The organism is Comamonas sp. CMM03 (assembly GCF_019218715.1).
GTDB lineage: Bacteria > Pseudomonadota > Gammaproteobacteria > Burkholderiales > Burkholderiaceae_C > Comamonas > Comamonas terrigena.
Window position 1 is genome coordinate 1 of the sequence record NZ_JAHUXB010000006.1, and the last position, 20,561, is coordinate 20,561.

20 protein-coding genes are annotated in these 20,561 nt (G+C 66.5%); 8 read left to right on the forward strand and 12 right to left on the reverse strand.

All coding sequences use genetic code 11. The annotated features are described in order from the left end of the window. Window positions 1-251, forward strand: a 251-nt coding sequence (locus KW830_RS18825; protein ID WP_218334058.1) for a hypothetical protein, incomplete at its 5' end; no start/stop codon positions are given. Window positions 252-382: 131 nt separating this feature from the next. On the opposite strand, the gene KW830_RS18830 is transcribed toward KW830_RS18825, so the two are convergent. Beyond that, on the reverse strand, window positions 383-640 hold the full coding sequence (locus tag KW830_RS18830) for a cysteine-rich CWC family protein (protein WP_218334059.1): 258 nt from the start codon (window positions 638-640) through the stop codon (window positions 383-385). A 425-nt stretch (window positions 641-1,065) separates the two neighbouring features. Here KW830_RS18830 and KW830_RS18835 point away from each other — a divergent pair, with 425 nt between their 5' ends. Beyond that, on the forward strand, window positions 1,066-1,953 hold the full coding sequence (locus KW830_RS18835; RefSeq protein ID WP_218334060.1) for a LysR family transcriptional regulator: 888 nt from the start codon (window positions 1,066-1,068) through the stop codon (window positions 1,951-1,953). 72 nt (window positions 1,954-2,025) lie between these two features. On the opposite strand, the gene KW830_RS18840 is transcribed toward KW830_RS18835, so the two are convergent. The 4 genes from KW830_RS18840 to KW830_RS18855 all read right to left on the reverse strand — a co-directional run bounded on the left by KW830_RS18840 (window position 2,026) and on the right by KW830_RS18855 (window position 5,902). Further along, complete coding sequence (locus KW830_RS18840; RefSeq protein ID WP_218334061.1) at window positions 2,026-2,940, reverse strand: ChaN family lipoprotein; 915 nt, start codon at window positions 2,938-2,940, stop codon at window positions 2,026-2,028. Window positions 2,941-3,078: 138 nt separating this feature from the next. Then, window positions 3,079-4,074, reverse strand: coding sequence for a tripartite tricarboxylate transporter substrate binding protein (locus KW830_RS18845; RefSeq protein ID WP_066541498.1), 996 nt, complete (start codon window positions 4,072-4,074; stop codon window positions 3,079-3,081). Between the two features lie 54 nt (window positions 4,075-4,128). After that, window positions 4,129-4,512: a hypothetical protein gene (locus KW830_RS18850; RefSeq protein ID WP_066541497.1), complete on the reverse strand. Its 384-nt coding sequence runs from the start codon at window positions 4,510-4,512 to the stop codon at window positions 4,129-4,131. Continuing rightward, window positions 4,505-5,902, reverse strand: coding sequence for an acyclic terpene utilization AtuA family protein (locus KW830_RS18855; RefSeq protein ID WP_218334062.1), 1,398 nt, complete (start codon window positions 5,900-5,902; stop codon window positions 4,505-4,507). Before KW830_RS18855 ends, KW830_RS18850 begins: the two co-directional genes overlap by 8 nt. Before the next feature lie 80 nt (window positions 5,903-5,982). Here KW830_RS18855 and KW830_RS18860 point away from each other — a divergent pair, with 80 nt between their 5' ends. Next, window positions 5,983-6,879, forward strand: coding sequence for a LysR family transcriptional regulator (locus KW830_RS18860; protein WP_218334247.1), 897 nt, complete (start codon window positions 5,983-5,985; stop codon window positions 6,877-6,879). A 137-nt stretch (window positions 6,880-7,016) separates the two neighbouring features. Here the strand turns inward: KW830_RS18860 and KW830_RS18865 are convergent, their stop codons facing one another. The 4 genes from KW830_RS18865 to KW830_RS18880 form a co-directional block, all read right to left on the reverse strand. Continuing rightward, window positions 7,017-7,688, reverse strand: a complete 672-nt coding sequence (locus tag KW830_RS18865) for a DUF799 domain-containing protein (RefSeq protein WP_218334063.1) — start codon at window positions 7,686-7,688, stop codon at window positions 7,017-7,019. A gap of 1 nt (window position 7,689) precedes the next feature. After that, window positions 7,690-8,058 carry a DUF4810 domain-containing protein gene (locus KW830_RS18870; protein WP_066541589.1) on the reverse strand — a complete coding sequence of 123 codons (369 nt, stop codon included), beginning with the start codon at window positions 8,056-8,058 and terminating at the stop codon, window positions 7,690-7,692. Window positions 8,059-8,069: 11 nt separating this feature from the next. Further along, entirely contained in the window at window positions 8,070-8,756 is a 687-nt protein-coding gene (locus KW830_RS18875) for a CsgG/HfaB family protein (RefSeq protein WP_218334064.1), read from the reverse strand. 169 nt (window positions 8,757-8,925) lie between these two features. After that, window positions 8,926-11,118 carry a malate synthase G gene (locus KW830_RS18880; protein WP_218334065.1) on the reverse strand — a complete coding sequence of 731 codons (2,193 nt, stop codon included), beginning with the start codon at window positions 11,116-11,118 and terminating at the stop codon, window positions 8,926-8,928. A 324-nt stretch (window positions 11,119-11,442) separates the two neighbouring features. On the opposite strand from KW830_RS18880, the gene KW830_RS18885 reads away from it, so the two are divergent. Then, a complete protein-coding gene (locus KW830_RS18885) occupies window positions 11,443-12,375 on the forward strand; it encodes a LysR family transcriptional regulator (RefSeq protein ID WP_066541493.1) in 933 nt (310 codons plus the stop codon). Further along, entirely contained in the window at window positions 12,372-12,818 is a 447-nt protein-coding gene (locus KW830_RS18890; protein WP_066541492.1) for a DUF2214 family protein, read from the forward strand. The genes KW830_RS18885 and KW830_RS18890 overlap by 4 nt, the downstream gene beginning before the upstream one ends. An 86-nt stretch (window positions 12,819-12,904) precedes the next feature. On the opposite strand, the gene KW830_RS18895 is transcribed toward KW830_RS18890, so the two are convergent. From KW830_RS18895 to KW830_RS18905, 3 genes are all read right to left on the reverse strand, one after another. Then, window positions 12,905-15,370: a TonB-dependent receptor gene (locus tag KW830_RS18895; protein WP_218334066.1), complete on the reverse strand. Its 2,466-nt coding sequence runs from the start codon at window positions 15,368-15,370 to the stop codon at window positions 12,905-12,907. 199 nt (window positions 15,371-15,569) lie between these two features. Then, on the reverse strand, window positions 15,570-16,544 hold the full coding sequence (locus tag KW830_RS18900) for a FecR domain-containing protein (RefSeq protein ID WP_066541491.1): 975 nt from the start codon (window positions 16,542-16,544) through the stop codon (window positions 15,570-15,572). After that, window positions 16,537-17,088, reverse strand: coding sequence for a sigma-70 family RNA polymerase sigma factor (locus tag KW830_RS18905; RefSeq protein WP_255578857.1), 552 nt, complete (start codon window positions 17,086-17,088; stop codon window positions 16,537-16,539). The genes KW830_RS18900 and KW830_RS18905 overlap by 8 nt, the downstream gene beginning before the upstream one ends. 295 nt (window positions 17,089-17,383) lie before the next feature. Between KW830_RS18905 and argS the strand changes: the two genes are divergently transcribed. From argS to KW830_RS18920, 3 genes are all read left to right on the forward strand, one after another. Continuing rightward, on the forward strand, window positions 17,384-19,093 hold the full coding sequence (argS, locus tag KW830_RS18910; protein WP_218334067.1) for an arginine--tRNA ligase: 1,710 nt from the start codon (window positions 17,384-17,386) through the stop codon (window positions 19,091-19,093). Window positions 19,094-19,111: 18 nt separating this feature from the next. Continuing rightward, complete coding sequence (locus tag KW830_RS18915; protein WP_218334068.1) at window positions 19,112-19,801, forward strand: SPOR domain-containing protein; 690 nt, start codon at window positions 19,112-19,114, stop codon at window positions 19,799-19,801. A gap of 69 nt (window positions 19,802-19,870) precedes the next feature. Then, window positions 19,871-20,521, forward strand: a complete 651-nt coding sequence (locus tag KW830_RS18920) for a thiol:disulfide interchange protein DsbA/DsbL (protein ID WP_066541485.1) — start codon at window positions 19,871-19,873, stop codon at window positions 20,519-20,521. Window positions 20,522-20,561 lie beyond the last annotated feature (40 nt).

Genomic DNA, 20,561 nt, shown 5'->3' on the forward strand with positions numbered 1-20,561 from the left:
CCATCCCGAACAGGACAGTGAAACGAATTTGCGCCGATGATAGTGCGGGTTCCCGTGTGAAAGTAGGTCATCGTCAGGCTCTTACAGCGCAACACCCCCAGCTCTCGCAAGAGGCTGGGGGTTTTGTCTTTGGCGGTGCAGAAATGCATGTGGCCCAGCCAAGGCCTCTCCATTATTCAATCCACCGTCTTTTATCTGCAGACAGACAACCCCATAAAAAAGAGCACGCTGCGCGTGCTCTTTTTTATTGATGGGGCTGAGGAATGGCTGGAGGCTCCGATGGAGAGTGCAGTGGCCACCTTTTGGGCAACGCGGGCGGCCGCAGGCATCCTGGCCAGGCCCTGGACACAGGTCCCCGGGACGGAACACGGCGGCTTTCTGCTCAGCTGCGCGGTGCCGTGGTCACGGGGACTGTCCCCAGGAACTGCCCTGCAGCGCAACGCGGGCACAGGCAGGACTGGCGGCGCTGGGCTTCGGGGATGGCGGCCAGCGCGTCGGGAGCGATATCGGCGCCCATGCACCAACAGCTTTCCGGTGCCAGACCAGCGGTGATGGCGCACTGGTTGCTCTGGCCGCACAGGGGGCAGCGCAGCGGGTCCACGCTGGTGGAAGCGGCAGAGGAAGGTGCAGAGAACGCCATGCTGTGCAGTGTAGGGCGGCCAGCCATGGCCAGGGTGCGCGGGGGTATGGCGTGCGGGTGCCAGCACCGCCGCAGTAGCTGCGGCTCGCCCAAGCAGATTCTTGCGTTACCAAGGCCGGTGGGAGCTGCCGATCTGGCGTTGCAGCCTGCCCCTCAGCCACCATGGGGTGGTAACCGAAAATTCTCGATGATGTGCTTTTCAGCACGCCGCAGTGCGTCCAGGATACGTACCCCTGCAGTGCGGGCACAGTGCTGCAGACAGCCCACCATGTGGCGGCGGGTCTCGGGTGGTGCAACAACCGGCTCTGGGAGGGGGGGACAGACAACGGTGGTGGGTGGAGGTTCGTGGGGCATGGACGCGATGTTCCATTCCGCACTACCATCCGTAAAGTTGAATTCTATGAAGCATTGCTGCAGAAATTCTGATGCGTAACCTCAACCTCGACCAGTTGCAGACCCTGATCGCCATTGCCGATCTGGGCACTTTCGCCGCCGCCGCACAGGCACTGCATCTGGCGCCGCCGACGGTGAGCCTGCACATCAAGGAGCTGGAGTCCCGGCTGGATGCCGTGCTGTTGCTGCGCGGGCGCCGGCAGGCCGAGCTGACACCGGCCGGTGCGGCCCTGGTGGAACAAGGCCGCAAGCTGTTGGCGGCCAGTGACGATCTGATTGACCTGGTGCAGCGCCGTGCCAGCGGGCGTGAAGGGCTGGTGCGTGTGGGCGTGTCGGCTGGCGTCAGCACCCGGCTGCTGCCCTTGATGCTGGAAACCCTGGGCCAGCGCAGCCCGGGCGTGGAAGTTCGGTTGGAAGCCGAGTGTTCCGCCGACGCCATACTGCGCCTGCAGGCCGGCACGCTGGATATTGCCGTGGTGGCCGGTCCCCAGCCTGCGGCGGCCGACATTGTGCTCACGCCCTGGCGCACCGACGCCATGGTGGCTTTGCTGCCTTCGGCCTGGAATGCACCGGCGCAGATCACGCCGGATTGGCTGGCCGAGCGCCGCTGGGCCTCGTTTGCGCCTGCCACCCAGATGCATGGGCTGATTTCTGCCTGGTTTGGCCAGGCCGGCCACCATCCACGTCCGTTTCTGACGCTGACCTACCCCGGTGCCCTCAAAAGCCTGGCCGCCGCCAGCCAGAGTGCGGCCCTGCTCCCGCTGGAAGAGGTGGAGGACCAGCGCCATGCGCCGGGTGTGGACATTCGCCCGCTGCACCCGCCGCTGCTGCGGCCCATGGCGGTGGCCCACCGTCGGCTGCTCGTGCCCAACCCGGCGGTGGAGGCGGTGCTGCAGGTACTGGCGGCATTTGCCAGCTGAGGCGGGCTCTTCTCTATAGCCGCTGGTGCCAAGCGTGCCCGTCGTGTGCGCCGGTGCGATGCGCACCCGCCGTCATGGCTGTTTCGCGGCGGGCCGGTTTGCGCCTGGGGCCCCGTCTTTCCACTGCGCGCGCAGTGCGGCGCAATGGTCTTCGGCGGGGATGGCCGGGGTGTGAACCAGCCAGTCGCGGTCGCTGACCCGCGTGGGCTCGGCGCCTTGGGCCTGGGCCACGGCCACACCGGTGGTGATGTGGGCCGGCAACCAGGTGGGGATCCCCACCTCCCGCAGCACATGGCCGCGCCCGGCCACGATCAGCACGGTCTTGCCGGGCTGGAGCAGCGCCTTGGCGGTCTGGGCCATGCGCTCGTCCTTGGCCAGCTGGATGCGGGCCATGGGCGTGAGCTGGGTCTCAGGCAGCAGGCCGCAGTGGCCGATGCGGATGGCATCGCGCTGGCGTTCCCAGGCTTCAGAGGGCAGGTGCTGGTCCCAGTGGGCTTGCTGCATCACGCTGCGCATGGCGCTGCGCGGCAGATTGCCGCCATAGACCGGCACGCCGGCCTGCACGGCAGCCATCACCACGGAGGCGTAGCGTTCCCAGGGCCAGCCGGCGGCATTCCACTGCAGCGCGGCCTGGACATCGTTTTCGCTGGGGTTGCGGTCCAGCGCACGGCTGTCCGTGCCGGCATGCGCCATCTCCAGCACCACGGCCGCCAGGCGGCCGTCACGCGCCAGGGTCTGGATGGTGTCGCGTTCCCATTGTTGGTGGGCAGGGGCATCGTGCTGTTCGCCCAGCAGTAGGATGGCGGGCAGGGGCTGGGCACGGTCGAAACGTTCCAGATGCTGCAGCCAGGCCGGGGCATCCAGGGCGTCTGCGGCCAGGGAGGATGGAGGGGGCGAGCGCAGTGCGCCACAGCCGGCCAGTGCCAGCACCGCTGCTGCCAAGGTGGCGTGTGCAAGCTTGTTAATGAGAATGGTTTTCAACTGCATGGGCGCATGGTAGCGGAAGCCACGGGCATTCCCCTGCCTACTCCCCAGAAAAAAAGGCCCCGCAGGGCCTGGCAGTGGATGGCGCCATATGGCACCCGGAAAGCACGGCGGTCGCCTGGCTTCCCGGAGGCAAGGCCCTCATTCGGGTGTGATGCCCGCGGCCTTGATCACCTGGCCCCATTTCTGGGTTTCTGCCGCCTGGAACTGTGCCAGCTCTTGCGGGGTGGTGGTCCAGGGCTCGGAACCCGACATCTCGAAGAACGATTTGGCCGCAGCGCTGCCCACGGCGGTGGTCAGCAACTGGTTGAGTCTGGCCACCACGGGGGCCGGCGTATGGGCGGGGGCGTAGGCGGCAAACCAGTAGCCCATGTCGTAGCCTTTGACGCCGGCTTCGGCAATGGTGGGCACATCGGGCAGCTGGGTGCTGCGCTTGGGGGTGGAGTAGCCCAGGGCGCGCAGCTTGCCGGCCTTGATCTGCGGCACGCCGGTGGAGACGTCGGTGATCATCAGATTGATCTGTCCACCCAGCAGGTCGGTGATGGCCAGCGGGTTGCTCTTGTAGGGCACATGCAGGATGTCCACGCCCGCCAGTTGCTTGAGCATCTCCCCCGCGATGCGGCTGGACGAGCTGCCGCTGCCAAAGCTCAGCTTGCCGGGGTTGGCCTTGGCAAAGGCCACCAGCTCGCCCACGCTCTTGTAGGGTGCATTGGCGGGCACCACCAGCACCTGCCCGCCTTTGCCCAAGCCGCCCAGCGGGGCAAAGTCCTTGACGGGGTCGTAGGACAGCTTTTTGTACAGGTGTTCATTGGCCGCATGCGTGGTGTTGGTGGTGATCAGCACGGTGTAACCGTCCGGAGCGGCCTTGGCGGCAGCCTGCGCGGCAATCATGCCGCTGGCCCCTCCCTTGTTTTCCACCACCACGGGCTGCTTGGTCTGGTCGGTGATGGACTGCCCCAGGGCGCGGGCCAGCTGGTCGGTGGCACTGCCGGCGGCAAACGGCACCAGCAGGGTGATGGGCTTGTTGGGGTAGGCGCCTTGGGCAAAGGCGCTGGGGGCCAGGGCCAGAGCGATACTGGCCAGCAGGGTGCGGCGAGCGAGGCGGGCCAGGTGGGCGGGATGGGGCAGTGTCGGCATGGTGTGTCTCCTTGGTATGGTTATGAAAGCAGTACGTTGGCGGTCTGCTGCCGCCTAGGCGTCTGTAGGGGGGCCGGCCAGATGCGGCTGCAACTGGGGCAGCAGCGCGGTGGGCACGGCAATGGGCATTTGCAGCACGCGAAAGCACAGGGTCTTGCCGTGGCTGTCGAGGTTGAGGGCATCGTTCACGCCCCCGTCCAGCACATCGTCCAGCACCAGGTTCATGGCCTGCAGCCGGGGCAGCACATGGCGGGTGACCTGGCCCGGCTGGCGGTCGGCAAACAAGCTACGCACGGCGTCTGCCGTGACCTGGGTGTGGACCAGTTCCCACAGCGCGGGGTGGTAGGCGATCACACTGATGTTGGAGCGGTTGCCTTTGTCGCCCGTGCGGCCATGGGCCAGCCGGTACAGCGGCAGGGTGGTGGTGGGCTCAGGCATGCGACAGCTCCGTGGTGGTCAAAGGGGCGGCCCAGGTAAAGCCGGTGGGAATGTGCTGCTGGGCGATGTAGCACGAGGTCAGCCCCAGCCGCTGGCGCATATGGGTGCGCACGCCACCGCCGCCGGCCGGGCCGCAGCAGTACAGGGCATTCACTTCGCGCGGCAGGCACAGGGCGGCAGCGTGGTCGGCATGCTGCCAGGCCATGCGCAGGCGCACATCCTGGCTGGCCTGCTGCAGGTCGGCGCCTTCCAGCCAGCGGCTGCGGTCGTCCCCCCACACGCTGGTCACGCCAATCAGGTCGGTGCGCAGGGGGGCGATATGGCCCAGGCGCTGCTGGATGGTCTGTCCTGCCAGGCGCGCACGCTCCGCGGCGCGGGGGCCGGCGTAGGAGATTTCGGCCTCGGCAAACCAGCCGGTGGCGTAGCAGACATTGACCTTGAGCGTCTCGGGGCGGGCATGGCCTTGCACCCCCTGCAGGCGCACCCGATCCGGGCCGACGGCAATGACTTCAGCGGCGCTGATGTCGGCCACCACATCGGGGGTCAGGTACTGTGCCGGGTCGTGGATTTCGTACAGCAGCTGTTCCTTGACGGTGGCGGTGGTGATGCAGCCGCCGGTGCCCTGCGGCTTGAAGAGTGTGCAGTGTCCCTCGGCATCCACCTCGGCAATCGGGTAGCCCAGGCGGTCCATGCCCGGAACGTCCTTGTAGCCGGGGTCGGCAAAGTAGCCGCCGGTCACTTGCGTGCCGCATTCCAGCAGGTGGCCCACCATGGTGGCGCGGCCCAGGCGGTCCCAGTCGTCCCAGGCCCAGCCGTAGTGGGCCATGACGGGGCCCACTACCAGGGAGGGGTCGGACACCCGCCCGCAGACCACGATCTCGGCCCCGGCCTGCAGCGCTGCCGCAATGGGCTGTGCGCCGATGTAGGCATTGGCGCTGACCAGCTCGTGTGCGGGCATGCGCTCGGCCAGGGCGGCGGTCAACAGCGGGCGGTGTGCGGTCGCGCTCAGGTCATCGCCGTGCACCACCGCAATGCGCGGCGCGCGGATGCCAAGCTCCTGCGCCAGGCGCTGGATGGCACGGGCCGCGGCGGGCGGGTTGGCCGCGCCGAAGTTGCTGACGATGCGGATGCCGTGCTGCAGGCAGTCGGCCAGCACGGGGCGCAGGAATTCGGGCATCAGCGGCTCAAAGCCGGCTTCCGGGTTGCTGCGGCGGGCCAGTTGGGCCAGTGCCAGCGTGCGCTCGGCCAGGGTCTCAAAAATCAGCACCGCCGGTTGCTGCTGGCGGATCAGCTCTTGCACCACGGGACCGGCGGCATCGATGCGATCGCCCGAGAAGCCGGCGGCGCAGCCAATCAGCAGGGGGGCGGGAGGGGGCGTAGCGGGTGTCATGGAATCTCCTGTAGACCACTATAGGAAGCGGCATCTAAGCTGTGAAATAGATAGTTGAGATGAATTGATTTGGAATGCAGATGAATCTTTCGGCGCGGGACATCCAGGCCTTTCTGGCGCTGGCCGAGGTGAAGAACTTCACCCGCGCCGCCGCGCGCTGCCACCTGTCGCAGCCTGCGTTCAGCGCCCTGATCAAGGCGCTGGAGGACAGCGTGGGCCTGCGCCTGTTCGACCGCAGCACGCGCCACGTGCTGCTGACGCAGGAGGGTGAGCGCTTTTTGTTGTCGGCCCAGCGCATCGCGGCCGAGCTGGACGACTGCGCCCGCGCCATGCGCGACACCGCCCAGCTGGCGCGCGGCCATGTGGCAGTGGCGCTGCTGCCGTCGCTGGCAGCGGGGTGGCTGCCGCAGGTGCTGGCGCAGTTCATGGCCCGGCACCCGGGGGTGGAGCTGGCGGTGCACGATGTGCTGTCCGAGCCCTGCATTGCCGCCGTGGCCCAGGGCGATGCCGACTTTGCCCTGGCCGCCATCCGCGTCGATACGCCCGAGCTGCAGGCCGAGCCGTTTTGCCGCGACGACTTTCATTTGGTGTGCCGTACCGACCACCCGCTGGCCGCCCAGGCGCAGATCCGTGTGGGCGATCTGCAGCCCTGGCCTTTTGTGCACCTGGCCCGGCACAGCAGCGTGCGCCAGTACCTGGATGCCGCGCTGTTTCCGCAAACCCTGCGCACCCTGGTGGAGGTGGAGCAACTGGCCACGGTGATGGGGCTGGTGCAGGCGGGTCTGGGCATCAGCGTGGTGCCGGCGCTGTCGCTGTTCCACTTTGACAAACCGGGCCTGTGCACCCAGCCCTTGCCGCTGCCCGGGATGGAGCGCCAGATCTACCTGGTGCGCCGGCGCGAACGCAGCCTGTCGGTGGCGGCCCAGGCCCTGTACCGCCTGATGCTGGCAATGCGGCCGATGTGGGGGCCGGCCTAGGGCTGGTGCTCAGCACGCGCGCCGGTCGGGTTGGCCGCGAGGATAGGGCAGACCAGCGGCCCCGCGTGCGCAAGGCATGCCAGTCGGGCAGCCATGAAAAAAGGCCCCGAAGGGCCTTGGCTTTGCGCTGCGCGGGTTCAGTTTTTGCCGTACTGCGGTGAGCGCGGGCCGTACAGCAGACCGTTGGGTGTACCCACCGCGAGCAGGCGATTGGTGGCCACTCCCGCCATGGGGTGGGCCGCATCGGTGGCGGAGTTGATGATCTGGTTGACCAGGGCCGTCACCAGCATGCCGATCAGGCCGCCACCGGAGTTGTTGCCTCCCTCTTGGTTGGAGGCGGATGCACGACCGTCCCACAGTTGCTCGCCGGTGCGCAGGTCGACGAGGCGGGCCTCGACGCTGACCACCGTGGCACTCTGGATTACCTGGTAGGTGGTGCCGTACTTGGTCACGCGGATGTACAGCGCGGCATCGGCGCCGAAGATCTCCTTGAGCTTGGGCGTCGGCACTTCGTGGATGTCACCGGCAATTTCCAGACCGTTTTGGCGGAAGGTTTCACTCACCAGCGTGACGGGCATCACGTAGTAGCCGGCCTCGGCCAAAGGCAGGGTGGCCTGTGACAGCACGCTGGCGCTGGCCTGGACTTCGGGGGCATCGTTGACCGGTGGGAGCACCAGAATGGAGGCAGGCTTGGCGGCGCGGTAGGCGCTGTAGTCCTTGGTGGGTGCTGTGACACAGCCGGCCAGCCAGGCGCTGGTGGCCAGCAGGGCACCCCATTGGAGGGCGCGGGAAATCCGGGGGAAGCGCATATCAGTTGCCGTTCTTCTTCAGGTTGCTGACCAGGTAGTTGATGTAGGGAGCCGACTCGGGAAACTGCTGTTTCTCCTGTTCCCAGGCGGCCAGGGCCTGGTCGGTGCGGCCGGTGTTCAGGTACAGCAGACCAAGGTGGGCCTGGTAGCCGGGGGGCAGGTGTGCATCCTTGCCGGCGGTTTGCTGCACGCCTTTTTCCAGCTCCAGGATCTGCTCTTCCTGTGCCGGCCCATCGCTCTTGAGGTAGCTGTAAACCTGTGTCTGGTAGCCGTTCCAGCTGTAGAGTGGCTTGGGAGCGGACACGCAGCCTACCAACAATGCAGTCAGGGCCAGGGCGCTGCCGGTACGGATGGCCGAAGAGATCTTCATGGCGTGCTCCTTCAACGCTGCGCCGAGAGGGCGGGCAGTGCGCCGCCATCCACGGCTTCGCCCAGACGGTCCACGGCTTCGCGGATGGCCAGATCCAGCACCTTGCCGTTGAGGGTGGAGTCATAGCTGGCGGTACCGCCGAAGCCGATGATTTCGCGGTTGGAGAGCTGGTATTCGCCCGCGCCTTGCACGGAGCGCACCACTTCCGAGGTGCGGATGTTGACAATGTTCAGTGTGACCTTGGCGTAGGCCGTCTGGGTCTTGCCGCGGCCCAGCACACCGAACAGTTGTTTGTCGCCGACTTCCTTGCGGCCAAATTCGGAGATGTCACCGGTGACCACATAGTCTGCGCCCTTGAGCTGCTGGGTAGCGCCCTGGATGGCAGCTTCCTGCTTGATCTCGGCCATGTTGTCCCGGTCCAGCACATTGAAGCGGTTGGTTTGCTGCAGATGGGCCATCAGAATGGTTTTGGCCTGGCTGCCCAGCCGGTCCGCACCGTCAGAAAACGCACCACGCAGGTAGCTGGAGCGGTTGTCGAACTTGCCCACGGCAATCGGGCTGCGCGGGCCGTGGTAGCTGCGGGTGGCGCTCTGGGTCTGGGTGGCGGCCACGGCCTGGGAGGTTTCGGTTGCGCAGCCGGTCAGCACCAGCGGCGTGGCCACGACAGCGGCCAGGAAAGTCAGTTGGAAAGAGCGCATGTGATCGTGCAGGAATGAAAGAAATGAATTCTGCGCGTATGTAACAGCAAGATACTTCTAACTGGCTGACAAGATGTACGCAGAACGCAAAAAAGCGGCACCCGAAGGTGCCGCTTTTGCGCCATGTCATACGGCAGTGGCGAATGCGCGCTGCCGCCGGGGGAAGTCCTTATGCGCCGGCCTTGACCTTCAGACGCCAGGCGTGCAGCAGGGGTTCGGTGTAGCCGGAAGGCTGTTGCACGCCCTTGAACACCAGGTCCAGGGCCGCCTGGAAAGCGGCGCCGCCGGGGTTGGCGGCCAGGCTCTTGTAGCTGGCGTCGCCGGCGTTCTGGCCGTCCACCACCTTGGCCATGCGGGCAAAGGTGTCACGCACCTGCTGCTCGGTCACCACGCCGTGCAGCAGCCAGTTGGCGATGTGCTGGCTGGAGATGCGCAGCGTGGCACGGTCTTCCATCAGGCCCACGTTGTGGATGTCGGGCACCTTGGAGCAGCCCACGCCGGCGTCGACCCAGCGCACCACATAGCCCAGGATGCCTTGCACGTTGTTGTCCAGCTCCTGCTGCTTTTCGGCGTCGGTCCACTTGGGGTCCTTGGCCACGGGGATTTGCAGCAGATCGGCCAGGATGTTGTCGCGCTCGGTGTCGGCACTGGTCTTTTCCAGTTCCTTCTGCACGTCGGCCACGCTCACCTGGTGGTAGTGCAGGGCGTGCAGCGTGGCGCCGGTGGGCGACGGCACCCAGGCGGTGTTGGCGCCGGCCTTGGGGTGGCCGATCTTCTGCTCCAGCATGGCCTTCATCAGGTCGGGCATGGCCCACATGCCCTTGCCGATCTGGGCGCGGCCACGCAGACCCATGGTCAGGCCCACCAGCACGTTGTTGCGCTCATAGGCGGCCAGCCAGGCGGAGGACTTCATGTCGCCCTTGCGCACCATGGGACCGGCTTGCATGGCGGTGTGCATCTCGTCGCCGGTGCGGTCCAGGAAGCCGGTGTTGATGAAGGCCACGCGGGCGGGGGCGGCGGCGATGGACGCCTTCAGGTTGACGGAGGTGCGGCGCTCCTCGTCCATGATGCCCAGCTTCACGGTGTTGGCCTTCAGGCCCAGCAGCTGTTCGACGCGGCCGAACAGCTCGTTGGCAAAGCCCACTTCCACGGGGCCGTGCATCTTGGGCTTGACGATGTAGACACTGCCGGTGCGGCTGTTGCGGATGCCGTTGGCACCGTGGCCCTGCAGGTCGTGCATGGCGATGGCGGTGGTCACCACCGCGTCCAGAATGCCTTCGGGGATTTCCTTGCCTTCGGCGCCCCACAGGATGGCTGGGTTGGTCATCAGGTGGCCCACATTGCGCAGGAACATCAGCGAGCGGCCATGCAGCGTGACGGGCTGGCCGTTGGCGCCGGTGTAGCTGCGGTCGCCGTTCAGACCGCGGGTCAGCGTCTTGCCGCCCTTTTCGAACGATTCGGTCAGCGTGCCCTTCAGAATGCCCAGCCAGTTGCTGTAGCCCAGCACCTTGTCTTCGGCGTCCACGGCCGCCACGGAGTCTTCCAGATCCAGGATGGTGGACACGGCGGCTTCCACGACCACGTCGGACACGCCCGCGGCGTCGGAGCTGCCGATGGGGGTGGACTTGCTGACGATGATGTCGATGTGCAGGCCGTGGTTCTTCAGCAGCACCGAGGTGGGGGCTGCGGCATCACCCTGGAAGCCGATGAACTTGTCCGCGTCCTTCAGGCCGGTCTTGCTGCCGTCCTTGAGGGTGACGACCAGCTTGCCGCCTTCGACGGCATAGGCCGTGGAGTCGGCATGCGAGCCAGCGGCCAGCGGCACGGACTGGTCCAGGAAGTTGCGGGCAAAGGCGATGACCTTGGCGCCGCGCACGGGGTTGTAGCCCTTGCCCTTTTCTGCGCCGCCTTCTTCGCTGATGGCATCGGTGCCGTACAGCGCGTCATACAGGCTGCCCCAGCGGGCGTTGGCGGCGTTCAGTGCGTAGCGGGCGTTCAGAATGGGCACCACCAGCTGGGGTCCGGCGATCTGGGCCAGCTCGGCGTCCACGTTTTCGGTGGTGGCCTTGGCGTCCTTGGGGGACTCGACCAGGTAGCCGATCTGCGTCAGGAACTGCTTGTAGGCCGCCATGTCGGCGATGGGGCCGGGGTTGGCCTTGTGCCAGGTGTCCAGCTCGGTCTGCAGGCGGTCACGCTCGGCCAGCAGAGCGGCGTTCTTGGGGGCCAGGTCACCCACCAGGGTGCTGAAACCCTTCCAGAAGGCGTCCTGTTCCACACCGGTGCCGGGCAGCACTTGTGTGTTCACAAAGTTGTACAGCTCGTTGGCCACTTGCAGGCCGTGGGCGTTGGTGCGTTGGGTCATGGAAACCTCGTGGGCAGAAAACAAAACAAAGCGGGCCGGAAACAGCCCACCAGGATAGGTGCTGGGTACACTGTATTAGAAATAATTCGGTTAATAAACCGACCGAATATGTCAAAACCAATGACTTTTTTGCAAAAGTGACGCATGCTGCGCACCAGCGTGGGGCTACGGGCCTTTCTGCCACGGTGGCAGCGCTGTAGCAATATCTGTTTTGATCGCTGTGCGTGCAAGGACAGCAGGCGCAAGCGGCCGATTCCATGGCAAGGCGTGGAGGGGCCGTCACGCTGTGGGCTTGCAGCAGGCACTGTGACTGCACCGGGGTGTATGGACAAACTCAAAGCCTTCGAATCCTTTGTTTCCGTTGCCACCAAGGGCAGCCTGACGGCTGCGGCCAAGGCGGAAGGGGTGGCGCCCGCCATCATGGGGCGTCGCCTGGACGCGCTGGAAGAGCATCTGGGCGTGAAGCTGCTGGTGCGTACCACGCGGCGCATCAGCCTCACGCACGAGGGCAGCGCTTTTCTGGAGGATTGCCAGCGCCTGCTGTCCGATGTGGCCAACGCCGAGGCCAGCGTGTCGGCCGGTGGCGTAAAGGCCACCGGGCATTTGCGCGTCACGGCGCCGGCCGGCTTTGGCCGCCGCCACGTGGCGCCGCTGGTGCCGCGCTTTCACGATCTGCATCCCGAGGTGACGATTTCGCTGAACCTCAGCGACCGCGTGGTGGACCTGGCCGGGGAAGGCTATGACTGCGCGGTGCGGGTGGGCGATCTGCCCGACTCTTCCCTGGTCAGCGTGCGCATGGCCGACAACCGGCGCCTGTGCGTGGCCACGCCGGCCTACCTGGCGCGCTACGGCACGCCGCGCCACCCGGGCGAGCTGGCGCAGCACCGCTGCCTGACGCTGTCCAGCGATGCCTCGCAGACGCGGGGCTGGGCGTTTCGCATGCCGCAGGACAGCGGCGGCAGCGAAGTGGTGCACATCAAACCCGGCGGGCCGCTGGATTGCTCCGACGGCCAGGTGCTGCACGACTGGTGCCTGGGCGGCTGGGGCATGGCCTGGCGCAGCACCTGGGAGGTGGAGACCGAGATCGCTGCTGGCCGGCTGGTGGCGGTGCTGGAGGAGTTTGCCGCCCCCCCGAATGGCATTTACGTTGTGTTTCCTCAACGCAAACACATGCCGCTGCGCGTCCGGCTGTGGATCGATTACCTCAAAATGCACTATGAGCGCCCGGAGTTCTGGCGCGAGGGAGTGAATCCATGACCCTGGAAGCTGTACTGGCCGCCATTCACATTGTGGCCATCCTGACCCTGGTGGTGTTCCTGAGCAGCGAGGCGGCCCTGTGCCGTCCCGAATGGATGAATGCCGCCGTGGTGCGGCGCCTGGCGCGGCTGGACCTGATCTACGGCATTGCCGCCGTGGTGCTGCTGCTGTCCGGCGTGGCGCGGGTGCTGTGGGGTGCCAAAGGCATGGGCTGGTATGTCAGCCAGCCGCTGTTCCACCTGAAGATGACGCTGTTTGTGCTGGCGGCGCTGATGTCCATCAAGCCTTCCATCGACTTCCGCCGCTGGGCCAAGGCCTTGCAGGCCGAGGGCAGCCTGCCGCCGGAAGATGCCGTGCGCCGCACACGCCGCTGGATCATGTGGCAGTCGCACCTGATTCCGGTGATCGCCGTCATCGCTGTGTTCTGGGCGCGCGGCTGGTGAAAGCGCGGCACTGCTGAAAAGGCCGCTCTGAAGCGGCCTTTTCACTGCCGGGATGGGCTGGTGCCGGTGGCACGTGCTGGCGCTGGTCAGAACGTGCCGCGCAGGGTCAGCATCACATTGCGGGGATCGCCGTAGTGGCTGCTGTTGACCAGGTTGCCGATCGATGTGTAGTAGCGCTTGTCGAACATGTTGTTGAAGTTCAGCGAAGCCTGCCACTGCTTGTTGATCTGGTAGCGCACATAGCTGCTCCACACCGCGCGGCCCGGGGCCTGGATGCTCACGGTGCCCACCTTGCGGTAGGAAGCGCTTTGCGCATTCACACCGCCGCCCAGGGTGAAGGCACTCCATGCACCGGGCAGCTGGTAGGTGGTCCAGGCACGCAGCATGTGTTTGGGCGTGTAGGTGTTGAAGTCCTGTCCCTGGTTGTTGATCTCGCGTTCGTAGGTGTTGCGGTTGAAGGTATACCCGGCAAACAGGTTCCAGCCGCGTGCCAGCTCGCCGCTGATTTCGGCGTCAAAACCCTGGCTGCGCACCCGGCCGCTGTCGGTGTAGCAGTAATAGCCGTCGCGGCAGTTCGCACCCGAGGCCAGGTCTTCGGTGGCACGGTTTTTCTGGTCCACGCGGTACAGGGCGAAGGACGTGTTGGCGCGGCCGCCGAAGAGTTCACCCTTCAACCCGATTTCATAGGTGGCACCCTGGATGGGCTTGAGGTTCTGGCCTGCCGCATCCAGTGACCACTGGGGGTTGAAGATGTCGGCATAGCTGGCGTAGGCCGACCAGCTGGGGTTGACCGCGTAGATCAGGCCCGCAAACGGCATGAAGCGGTTGTTGTCCTGCAGGGTGGACGAGGGGGTGGCGACGCCCAGCGTGGTGACGGTGGTGTCCCAGATGGTCCGGTAGGAGGCCGCACGGCCGCCTACCACCAGCTTGAGCGGGTCGCTCAGCTGCAGGCGCAGCGCACCATAGGCGCCCAGCTGGCGGGACGTGGCCAGGCGGTTTTCGGTGTTGGCGTAGCGGATCTCGGCATCGGTGGGTTCGGTCCGGTAGGGATTGGGCGCAAACACATCGATGGGAGTGAACGGGGTCTTGGAGCTGTAGTCCGTGTCTGCCCGGGTGTGGTTGTAGCTGGCGCCCAGCACCAGCTCGTGCTGGCGGCCGAAAGCCGTGAAATCGCCGGTCAGGTTGGCGTCGATGCCCCAGGCTGTCTGGCTGGCATCGGTGATGTTGGCCACGGTGCCGCCCAGTCCGGTGGCGGGGTTGACGGTGCGTTGGGAGGAAGCGTACTTGAGGTAGACGTCTTCCTGCACGTGGATGGCCGAGACCTTGGCGCGCCACTGGTCGTTGAACTGGTGCGACAGGTCGGCGTAAATGGTCTGGGTGCTGTTGTCCTGGCGGTTCCAGCTGGCGCCCAGGTAGGTGGAGCGCGGCAGGCGGATGTCGCTGCCGTCGCTGTAGCGCGGCAGGCCCGAGATGAAGGGCCGTCCCTTGAAGGTTTCGTAGCTGGCGCCGATGCTGACCTGGGTCTGGGCCGAGAGGTCGTATTCCAGCGTGCCGTACAAGGTGGTGTTGCGGCGGTTGACTAAGTCGATGAAGGAATGTTCGTCCTCCACGTCCAGCACGGCCCGGCCGCGCAGCGTGCCTTCGGCATTCAGCGCGCTGCTGCTATCGATCTGGGTGGCATAGCGGTCCCAGGAACCGGCCTTGGCCGTGACGCTGACGCCGCCTTCCTTCAGCGGACGCTTGCGCGACAGGTTGACGGCGCCGCTGGGGTCGCCACCGCCCTGCAGCAGGCCGGCCGAGCCGCGCAGGATCTCGGCGCGATCGTAAATGGCGGTGCTGCCGTTGTAGTTGTTGGAGCGGCCGTACAGGCGCTGCACATTGACCCCGTCGTACTGCAGGGTGGCAATGTCAAAACCGCGCGAGTAAATGTATTTGCCGCCCTGCGGGCTTTGCAGCAGGGTGATGCCCGTGGTGCTGGCCAGGGCGTCGTAGACCGAGGTGGCGTTCTGCTCGTCCATCAGCTGGCGCGTCACCACGCTGACCGACTGGGGAATGTCCTTGAGGGGCTGCTCGCTCTTGCCTATGGTGACGGCGCGGGCGGTGTAGCTGCCCGTGTGGTCGGTGGTGGCGCTGCGTGTGGCCTCGGCGCTCACGCGCACTTCCCCCAGGCTGGGGGCTTCGCCTGCCGCCCGTGGGGCGGGCGTGGGCTGCGTGCGCAGCGACCAGTTGCCGGAGCCGGTGCGCACCAGCTCCAGTCCGCTGCCCGCCAGCGCGGCGCGCACTGCCTGCTCGGCGGTGTAGCTGCCGCGCACGGCCGGTGCGGTGCGTCCGCGCACCAGTTCGGCATCCAGGCTGATCTGCTGGCCGCTGTCGGCGGCGATGCGGGCCAGGGCGCTGCCCAGGGGCTGGGCCGGCAGGTCATAGCTGCGGACGGCGGTGGAGGTGGCGGTGGCGGGGCCCGCAGTGGTGGCGGTCTGGGCGTGGGCGCTCAAGGCGCAGGCCAGGGCCGCGGCGGCCAGGGCGCGCAACGGCAGGGGGCAGGGGTGCAGCATGCAAAGGCTTTCGACAAAGGTGGACAAAGGACAGAACCTGAAGGCGTCCATGGCTTGTCGAACAGCCCGCGCAAAGTGTTCATTTTTTTGCACGGACAGGGTGCGGGAAGCCGGTTGGGGGGGCATGGCAGTGCCGCGGGTGCGGACGGGGGAGCCCATCCGGAGCCCGCGGGATGCCTGGTTTCTGTTCCGTGCGGCCTTACTCGATCGTCACCAGCCAGCCGCCCAGCGCACGGTGCACGGTGATGGGCAGGGTCTCGGCCAGCGCGGTGAGGGCGCGGTCGGTGTCGTCCAGTGCATAGGTGCCATAGACCTGCAGGGCCGCCGCACGCGGCGCGATGCGCAGCACGCCCGGGCGGTAGGCGCGCAGCGCCTGCACCACGTCGGCCAGCGGCTGGTCGTGCACCTGCAGCATGCCGTGCCGCCAGGCGGCCGTGCCTTCGGGGCTGAGCGTGTCGGCATCCTCGATGTCCGTGGCATTGAAGCAGGCGCTGTGCCCTTCGTGCAGCTGGCGCTGCTGGCCGCTGGCGGTGGTGATTTCCACGCTGTGCTCCAGCATGCCCACCAGGCTGGAGGTGTCCTGCAGGCGCACGGTAAAGCGGGTGCCCAGGGCCTGGACCTGGCCATGCACGGTGTGCACGGTGAAGGCGGGGCCGAGGTCGGCCTGGGGCGTGGCCTCGGCCAGCAGGGCGCCCTGGCGCAGCCGGACGCGGCGGTGGCCGGGACGGAAGTCCAGGTCCACGGCCGAGCGCGCATCCAGCGTGAGGCGGCTGCCATCGGGAAGCAGAAATTCGCGCCGCTCGCCGGTGCCGGTGCGCAGGTCGGCGCTCCATTGCGCCACGGGCTGGTGGCGGTCGGCCAGCCAGGTGGCGCCCACGGCCACGCCGCCCAGGCCCAGGGCCCCGCGCAGCACCTGGCGGCGTTTGCGGGTGCGGGACTCGGCACGGGCCAGGGTGTCGCTCAGCAGGCGCCCGGCGGCGGGCTGCGGTACGCGCAGCCGTTGCAGCGGGACCTGCAGCTGTTCCCAGGCGGTGCGGTGCTGCGGGTCCGCGTCCAGCCACTGCGCCAGGCGGTCGCGCTCGGGTGCGCCCATGTCGCCGGAATGCAGCTGCACCAGCCAGCCGATCGCGGCTTCGGTGGCGCTGTCCAGCGGGGTACTGGCGTGGCTAGCCATGGCGGGACGCCCGGGGGACGCCTGCCTGCTGCTGTAGCTGGGCGATGGCAATGCGGCGAAATGCTTCGGTCATGTGGCGGCGCACCGTGCTGTGCGAAATGCCCAGCTGCTCGGCAATGGCATGGTAGGTCAGTCCGTCGAGCTGGCTGAGCAGAAAGGTCTGCCGGGCCTTGAGCGGCAAGCCCTCCAAGGCCTGGGCAATGGTTTCCAGGGTTTCCAGCAGCAGCGCACGCTCTTCGGGGGAGGGGGCCAGTTCGTCCTGGCGCTGGGCCAGGGCTTCCAGGTAGGCGCGCTCCAGCTCGCGCCGCCGCCACAAGGTGAACAGCAGGCGCTGGGCAATGGTGGTCAGAAACGCGCGCGCTTCGTCGATCCGCATCGGCTGCGGCGCAGCGACCACCCGCAAAAAGGTTTCGGACGCCACGTCCTGCGCCTCGGCCGTGTTGCGCAGCCGGGCCTTCAGTCGGGACAGCAGCCAGGGGTGGTGCCCCGCGAACAGTTGCTGGGCCTGCTGCATGGGGTCGAACGGCGGATGCGGCGGGGACATGCCGGCGATTCTATTCTTGAATGAGAATGATTGTTATTTGTTTAGCGTGGTGTAGTGGCATCGCCACGGTGTGCGGGGGAATGGCACGCTGGCGGCACCCCGTGGCGGTCAGCGAAGTTTTGTGAAAATGTAAAAAGAGGAGCTGTTTGTGTATGTCGCGCAAGGGCGGATGCCGCTTTTCGGGGCGCTCCAGCGGGCCCCGGCTCCCTTTGTCCGGCCCCTGGCTGGCAGCACGGGCTCAAGGGTGTGGCCACGGGCCGCCGGCAAGATATGGGCAGCCACGTAAAATCCCCCGATGCTTTCCGTCAAACAGGATTTGCTCGCAGCCCTGGCTGCCGAGCTCGAAACACTTTCGCCCGGCGCCGGCGCCCGCGCCGCATTTGAAAACCCCAAGGTGGCAGCCCATGGCGACTTCGCCTGCACGGCGGCCATGCAGCTGGCCAAGCCTCTGAAGGCCAATCCCCGCGCACTGGGCGAACAGCTCAAGGCCGCGCTGGAAGCCACGCCCGCGTTCCAGCAGTGGGTGGATGCGATCGAGATCGCCGGTCCTGGCTTTCTGAACATCCGCCTCAAGCCTGCTGCCAAGCAGGAGATCGTGCGCGAAGTGCTGGCGCAGGGGGCCCGCTTCGGCTTCCAGGCCGACCGTGGCGAGAACGTCCTGGTCGAGTTTGTCTCCGCCAACCCCACCGGCCCGCTGCACGTGGGCCATGGCCGCCAGGCGGCGATTGGCGATGCCATCAGCAATCTGTATTCCACCCAGGGCTGGAATGTGCACCGCGAGTTCTATTACAACGACGCGGGCGTGCAGATCGACACCCTGACCAAGTCCACCCAGCTGCGCGCCAAGGGCTTCAAGCCCGGTGACGAATGCTGGCCGACCGACAGCGAGAACCCGCTGGCCAAGAATTTCTACAACGGTGACTACATTGCCGACATTGCCCAGGCGTTCCTGAACAAGGAAACCGTCAAGGCCGATGACCGTGAGTTCACCGCCAACGGCGATGTCGAGGACTACGACAACATCCGCAACTTTGCCGTGGCCTATCTGCGCAACGAGCAGGACAAGGATCTGCAGGCCTTCAACCTCAAGTTCGACGAGTACTACCTCGAATCGAGCCTGTACCAGAACGGCCATGTGGAAGACACGGTCAAGCGCCTGATCGAAAGCGGTCACACCTACGAGCAGGACGGGGCACTGTGGCTCAGGTCCACCGACTACGGTGACGACAAAGACCGCGTGATGCGCAAGACCGACGGGACCTACACCTACTTCCTGCCGGATGTGGCCTACCACATCCAGAAGTTCAAGCGCGGTTACGGCAAGGTCGTCAACATCCAGGGCACCGACCACCATGGCACGATCGCCCGCGTGCGCGCCGGTCTGCAGGCGGCCAATGTCGGCATTCCCCAGGGCTACCCCGACTATGTGCTGCACACCATGGTGCGCGTGGTGCGCAATGGCGAGGAAGTGAAGATCAGCAAGCGTGCCGGCTCGTATGTGACGCTGCGCGATCTGATCGAGTGGACCAGCAAGGATGCGGTGCGCTTCTTCCTGCTCTCGCGCAAGCCCGACACCGAATACACCTTCGACGTTGATCTGGCCGTGGCCCAGAACAACGACAACCCGGTGTACTACGTGCAGTACGCCCATGCCCGCATCCAGTCCGTGCTGCGCGCCTGGCAGGAAGCCGGCGGCGCGGGCGTGCCTGCGCTCGAGAAGGTGGACCTGTCCGCGCTGGAAGGTCCGCAGGCCCAGGCGCTGATGCTGCTGCTGGCCAAGTACCCCGAGATGCTGAGCGCCGCCGCGGCGGGCAATGCTCCGCACGACGTGACCTTCTACCTGCGCGACCTGGCCTCCAGCTACCACAGCTACTACGACGCCGAGCGCATCCTGGTGGACGATGAAGCGGTCAAGCTGGCGCGTCTGGCCCTGGTCGCCGCCACGGCACAAGTGCTGCACAATGGTCTGGCGGTGTTGGGCGTGTCCGCGCCCGAGCGTATGTAAGCATTGACTCGCAAAACTATGAAGACCAAGCAACGTGGCGGAACCCTGATCGGGCTGATCCTGGGCATCATCATCGGCCTGGGGGCCGCTCTGGCAGTGGCGGTCTATGTGACCAAAGTGCCGGTGCCCTTCCTGACCAAGACCCCCAAGGACACCGAGGCCAAGGAAGCCGAACGCAACAAGAACTGGGACCCGAACTCGCCGCTGTACGGCAAGAACCCGGCCAACCAGACGCAGACGCAGCCGGTGACCCAGCAGCCCGTGGCGCCCACCGCGCCGCCGGTGGCTACGCCCACCACGCCACCGACCAGTGGCCCGGCCACGGGTGTCAGCACCCCGCCGGCCACTCCGCCGGTGCAGGACGCCAAGAAACCTGACGGCAAGGCCTCCTCGGCGGACCCGCTGGGGGACCTGGCCAACCAGAAGCTCAAGCAGTCGGAGGCCAAGGCCGCCGCCGCTTCGGGTTCGGACGGTTTCGACTACTTTGTGCAGGCGGGTGCCTTCCGCACCCAGGCCGACGCCGATGCCCAGCGCGCCAAGCTGGCCATGCTGGGCTGGGAAGCCCGCGTGAGCGAGCGCGAGCAGAACGGCCGTACCGTGTTCCGGGTGCGGGTGGGTCCATTCGGCAAGCGTGACGACGCCGAGCAGCTCAAGGGCAAGCTCGACGGCGCCGGGGTGGATTCGGCCCTGGTGCGCGTGCAGCGCTGACCGGCAGAACTTTTTGCCACGGCCCGGCTCTGACTGGGCAGTGAATATCCCCTAACAGGAGTAGCTTTGATGAAACGCCGTGAGTTTTCCTTGGCCGTCACCTCGGTCGCATCTGCCATGGCCCTGGGCGCCACCGCGACCGCCCATGCCCAGGCCGCCGCCCCCAAGGAAGGCAAGGACTATGTGAAACTGTCCAAGCCCGCCACCACCGAGGCACCTGCCGGCAAGGTGGAAGTGGTCGAGTTCTTCTGGTACAGCTGTCCGCATTGCAACGCTTTCGAGCCGGCATTCGCCGCCTGGAAGCAGAAGGCTCCCGCCCATGTGGTGGTGCGCCGTGTGCCCGTGGCCTTCAACGCCAGCTTCGTGCCCCAGCAAAAGCTGTATTTCACGCTGCAGGCCATGGACAACTTCGACGCCATGCACGTCAAGGTGTTCCACGCCATCCACGTGGAGCGCAACAAGCTGGCCACCGATGACGCCATCTTCGAATGGGTGGGCAAGCAGGGCGCGAACGTGGCCAAGTTCAAGGAGATCTACAACTCCTTCACCGTGGCCAACCAGGTGCGCAAGGCTTCGGCGCTGCAGCAGGAATACGATGTGGAGGGCGTGCCTTCCATGGGCGTGGCCGGCAAGTTCTACACCGACGGCCCCCGCGCCGGCAGCATGCAGAACGTGCTGAATGTGGTGGATTACCTGGCCAACCAGAGCCGCAAGGCCTGAGCGGTCCCGCTTTCGCCCGGCAGGGCCTGACCGCCCTGCA

Coding starts and splice junctions, on each gene's coding strand:
- KW830_RS18900 (WP_066541491.1), bottom strand. CDS start 16,544: ATGGCTAGCCACGCCAGTACCCCGCTGGACAGCGCCACCGAAGCCGCG.
- KW830_RS18880 (WP_218334065.1), bottom strand. CDS start 11,118: ATGACCCAACGCACCAACGCCCACGGCCTGCAAGTGGCCAACGAGCTG.
- KW830_RS18895 (WP_218334066.1), bottom strand. CDS start 15,370: ATGCTGCACCCCTGCCCCCTGCCGTTGCGCGCCCTGGCCGCCGCGGCC.
- KW830_RS18915 (WP_218334068.1), top strand. CDS start 19,112: ATGAAGACCAAGCAACGTGGCGGAACCCTGATCGGGCTGATCCTGGGC.
- argS (WP_218334067.1), top strand. CDS start 17,384: ATGCTTTCCGTCAAACAGGATTTGCTCGCAGCCCTGGCTGCCGAGCTC.
- KW830_RS18905 (WP_255578857.1), bottom strand. CDS start 17,088: ATGTCCCCGCCGCATCCGCCGTTCGACCCCATGCAGCAGGCCCAGCAA.
- KW830_RS18840 (WP_218334061.1), bottom strand. CDS start 2,940: ATGCAGTTGAAAACCATTCTCATTAACAAGCTTGCACACGCCACCTTG.
- KW830_RS18890 (WP_066541492.1), top strand. CDS start 12,372: ATGACCCTGGAAGCTGTACTGGCCGCCATTCACATTGTGGCCATCCTG.
- KW830_RS18920 (WP_066541485.1), top strand. CDS start 19,871: ATGAAACGCCGTGAGTTTTCCTTGGCCGTCACCTCGGTCGCATCTGCC.
- KW830_RS18860 (WP_218334247.1), top strand. CDS start 5,983: ATGAATCTTTCGGCGCGGGACATCCAGGCCTTTCTGGCGCTGGCCGAG.
- KW830_RS18885 (WP_066541493.1), top strand. CDS start 11,443: ATGGACAAACTCAAAGCCTTCGAATCCTTTGTTTCCGTTGCCACCAAG.
- KW830_RS18830 (WP_218334059.1), bottom strand. CDS start 640: ATGGCGTTCTCTGCACCTTCCTCTGCCGCTTCCACCAGCGTGGACCCG.
- KW830_RS18855 (WP_218334062.1), bottom strand. CDS start 5,902: ATGACACCCGCTACGCCCCCTCCCGCCCCCCTGCTGATTGGCTGCGCC.
- KW830_RS18875 (WP_218334064.1), bottom strand. CDS start 8,756: ATGCGCTCTTTCCAACTGACTTTCCTGGCCGCTGTCGTGGCCACGCCG.
- KW830_RS18835 (WP_218334060.1), top strand. CDS start 1,066: ATGCGTAACCTCAACCTCGACCAGTTGCAGACCCTGATCGCCATTGCC.
- KW830_RS18845 (WP_066541498.1), bottom strand. CDS start 4,074: ATGCCGACACTGCCCCATCCCGCCCACCTGGCCCGCCTCGCTCGCCGC.
- KW830_RS18850 (WP_066541497.1), bottom strand. CDS start 4,512: ATGCCTGAGCCCACCACCACCCTGCCGCTGTACCGGCTGGCCCATGGC.
- KW830_RS18865 (WP_218334063.1), bottom strand. CDS start 7,688: ATGCGCTTCCCCCGGATTTCCCGCGCCCTCCAATGGGGTGCCCTGCTG.
- KW830_RS18870 (WP_066541589.1), bottom strand. CDS start 8,058: ATGAAGATCTCTTCGGCCATCCGTACCGGCAGCGCCCTGGCCCTGACT.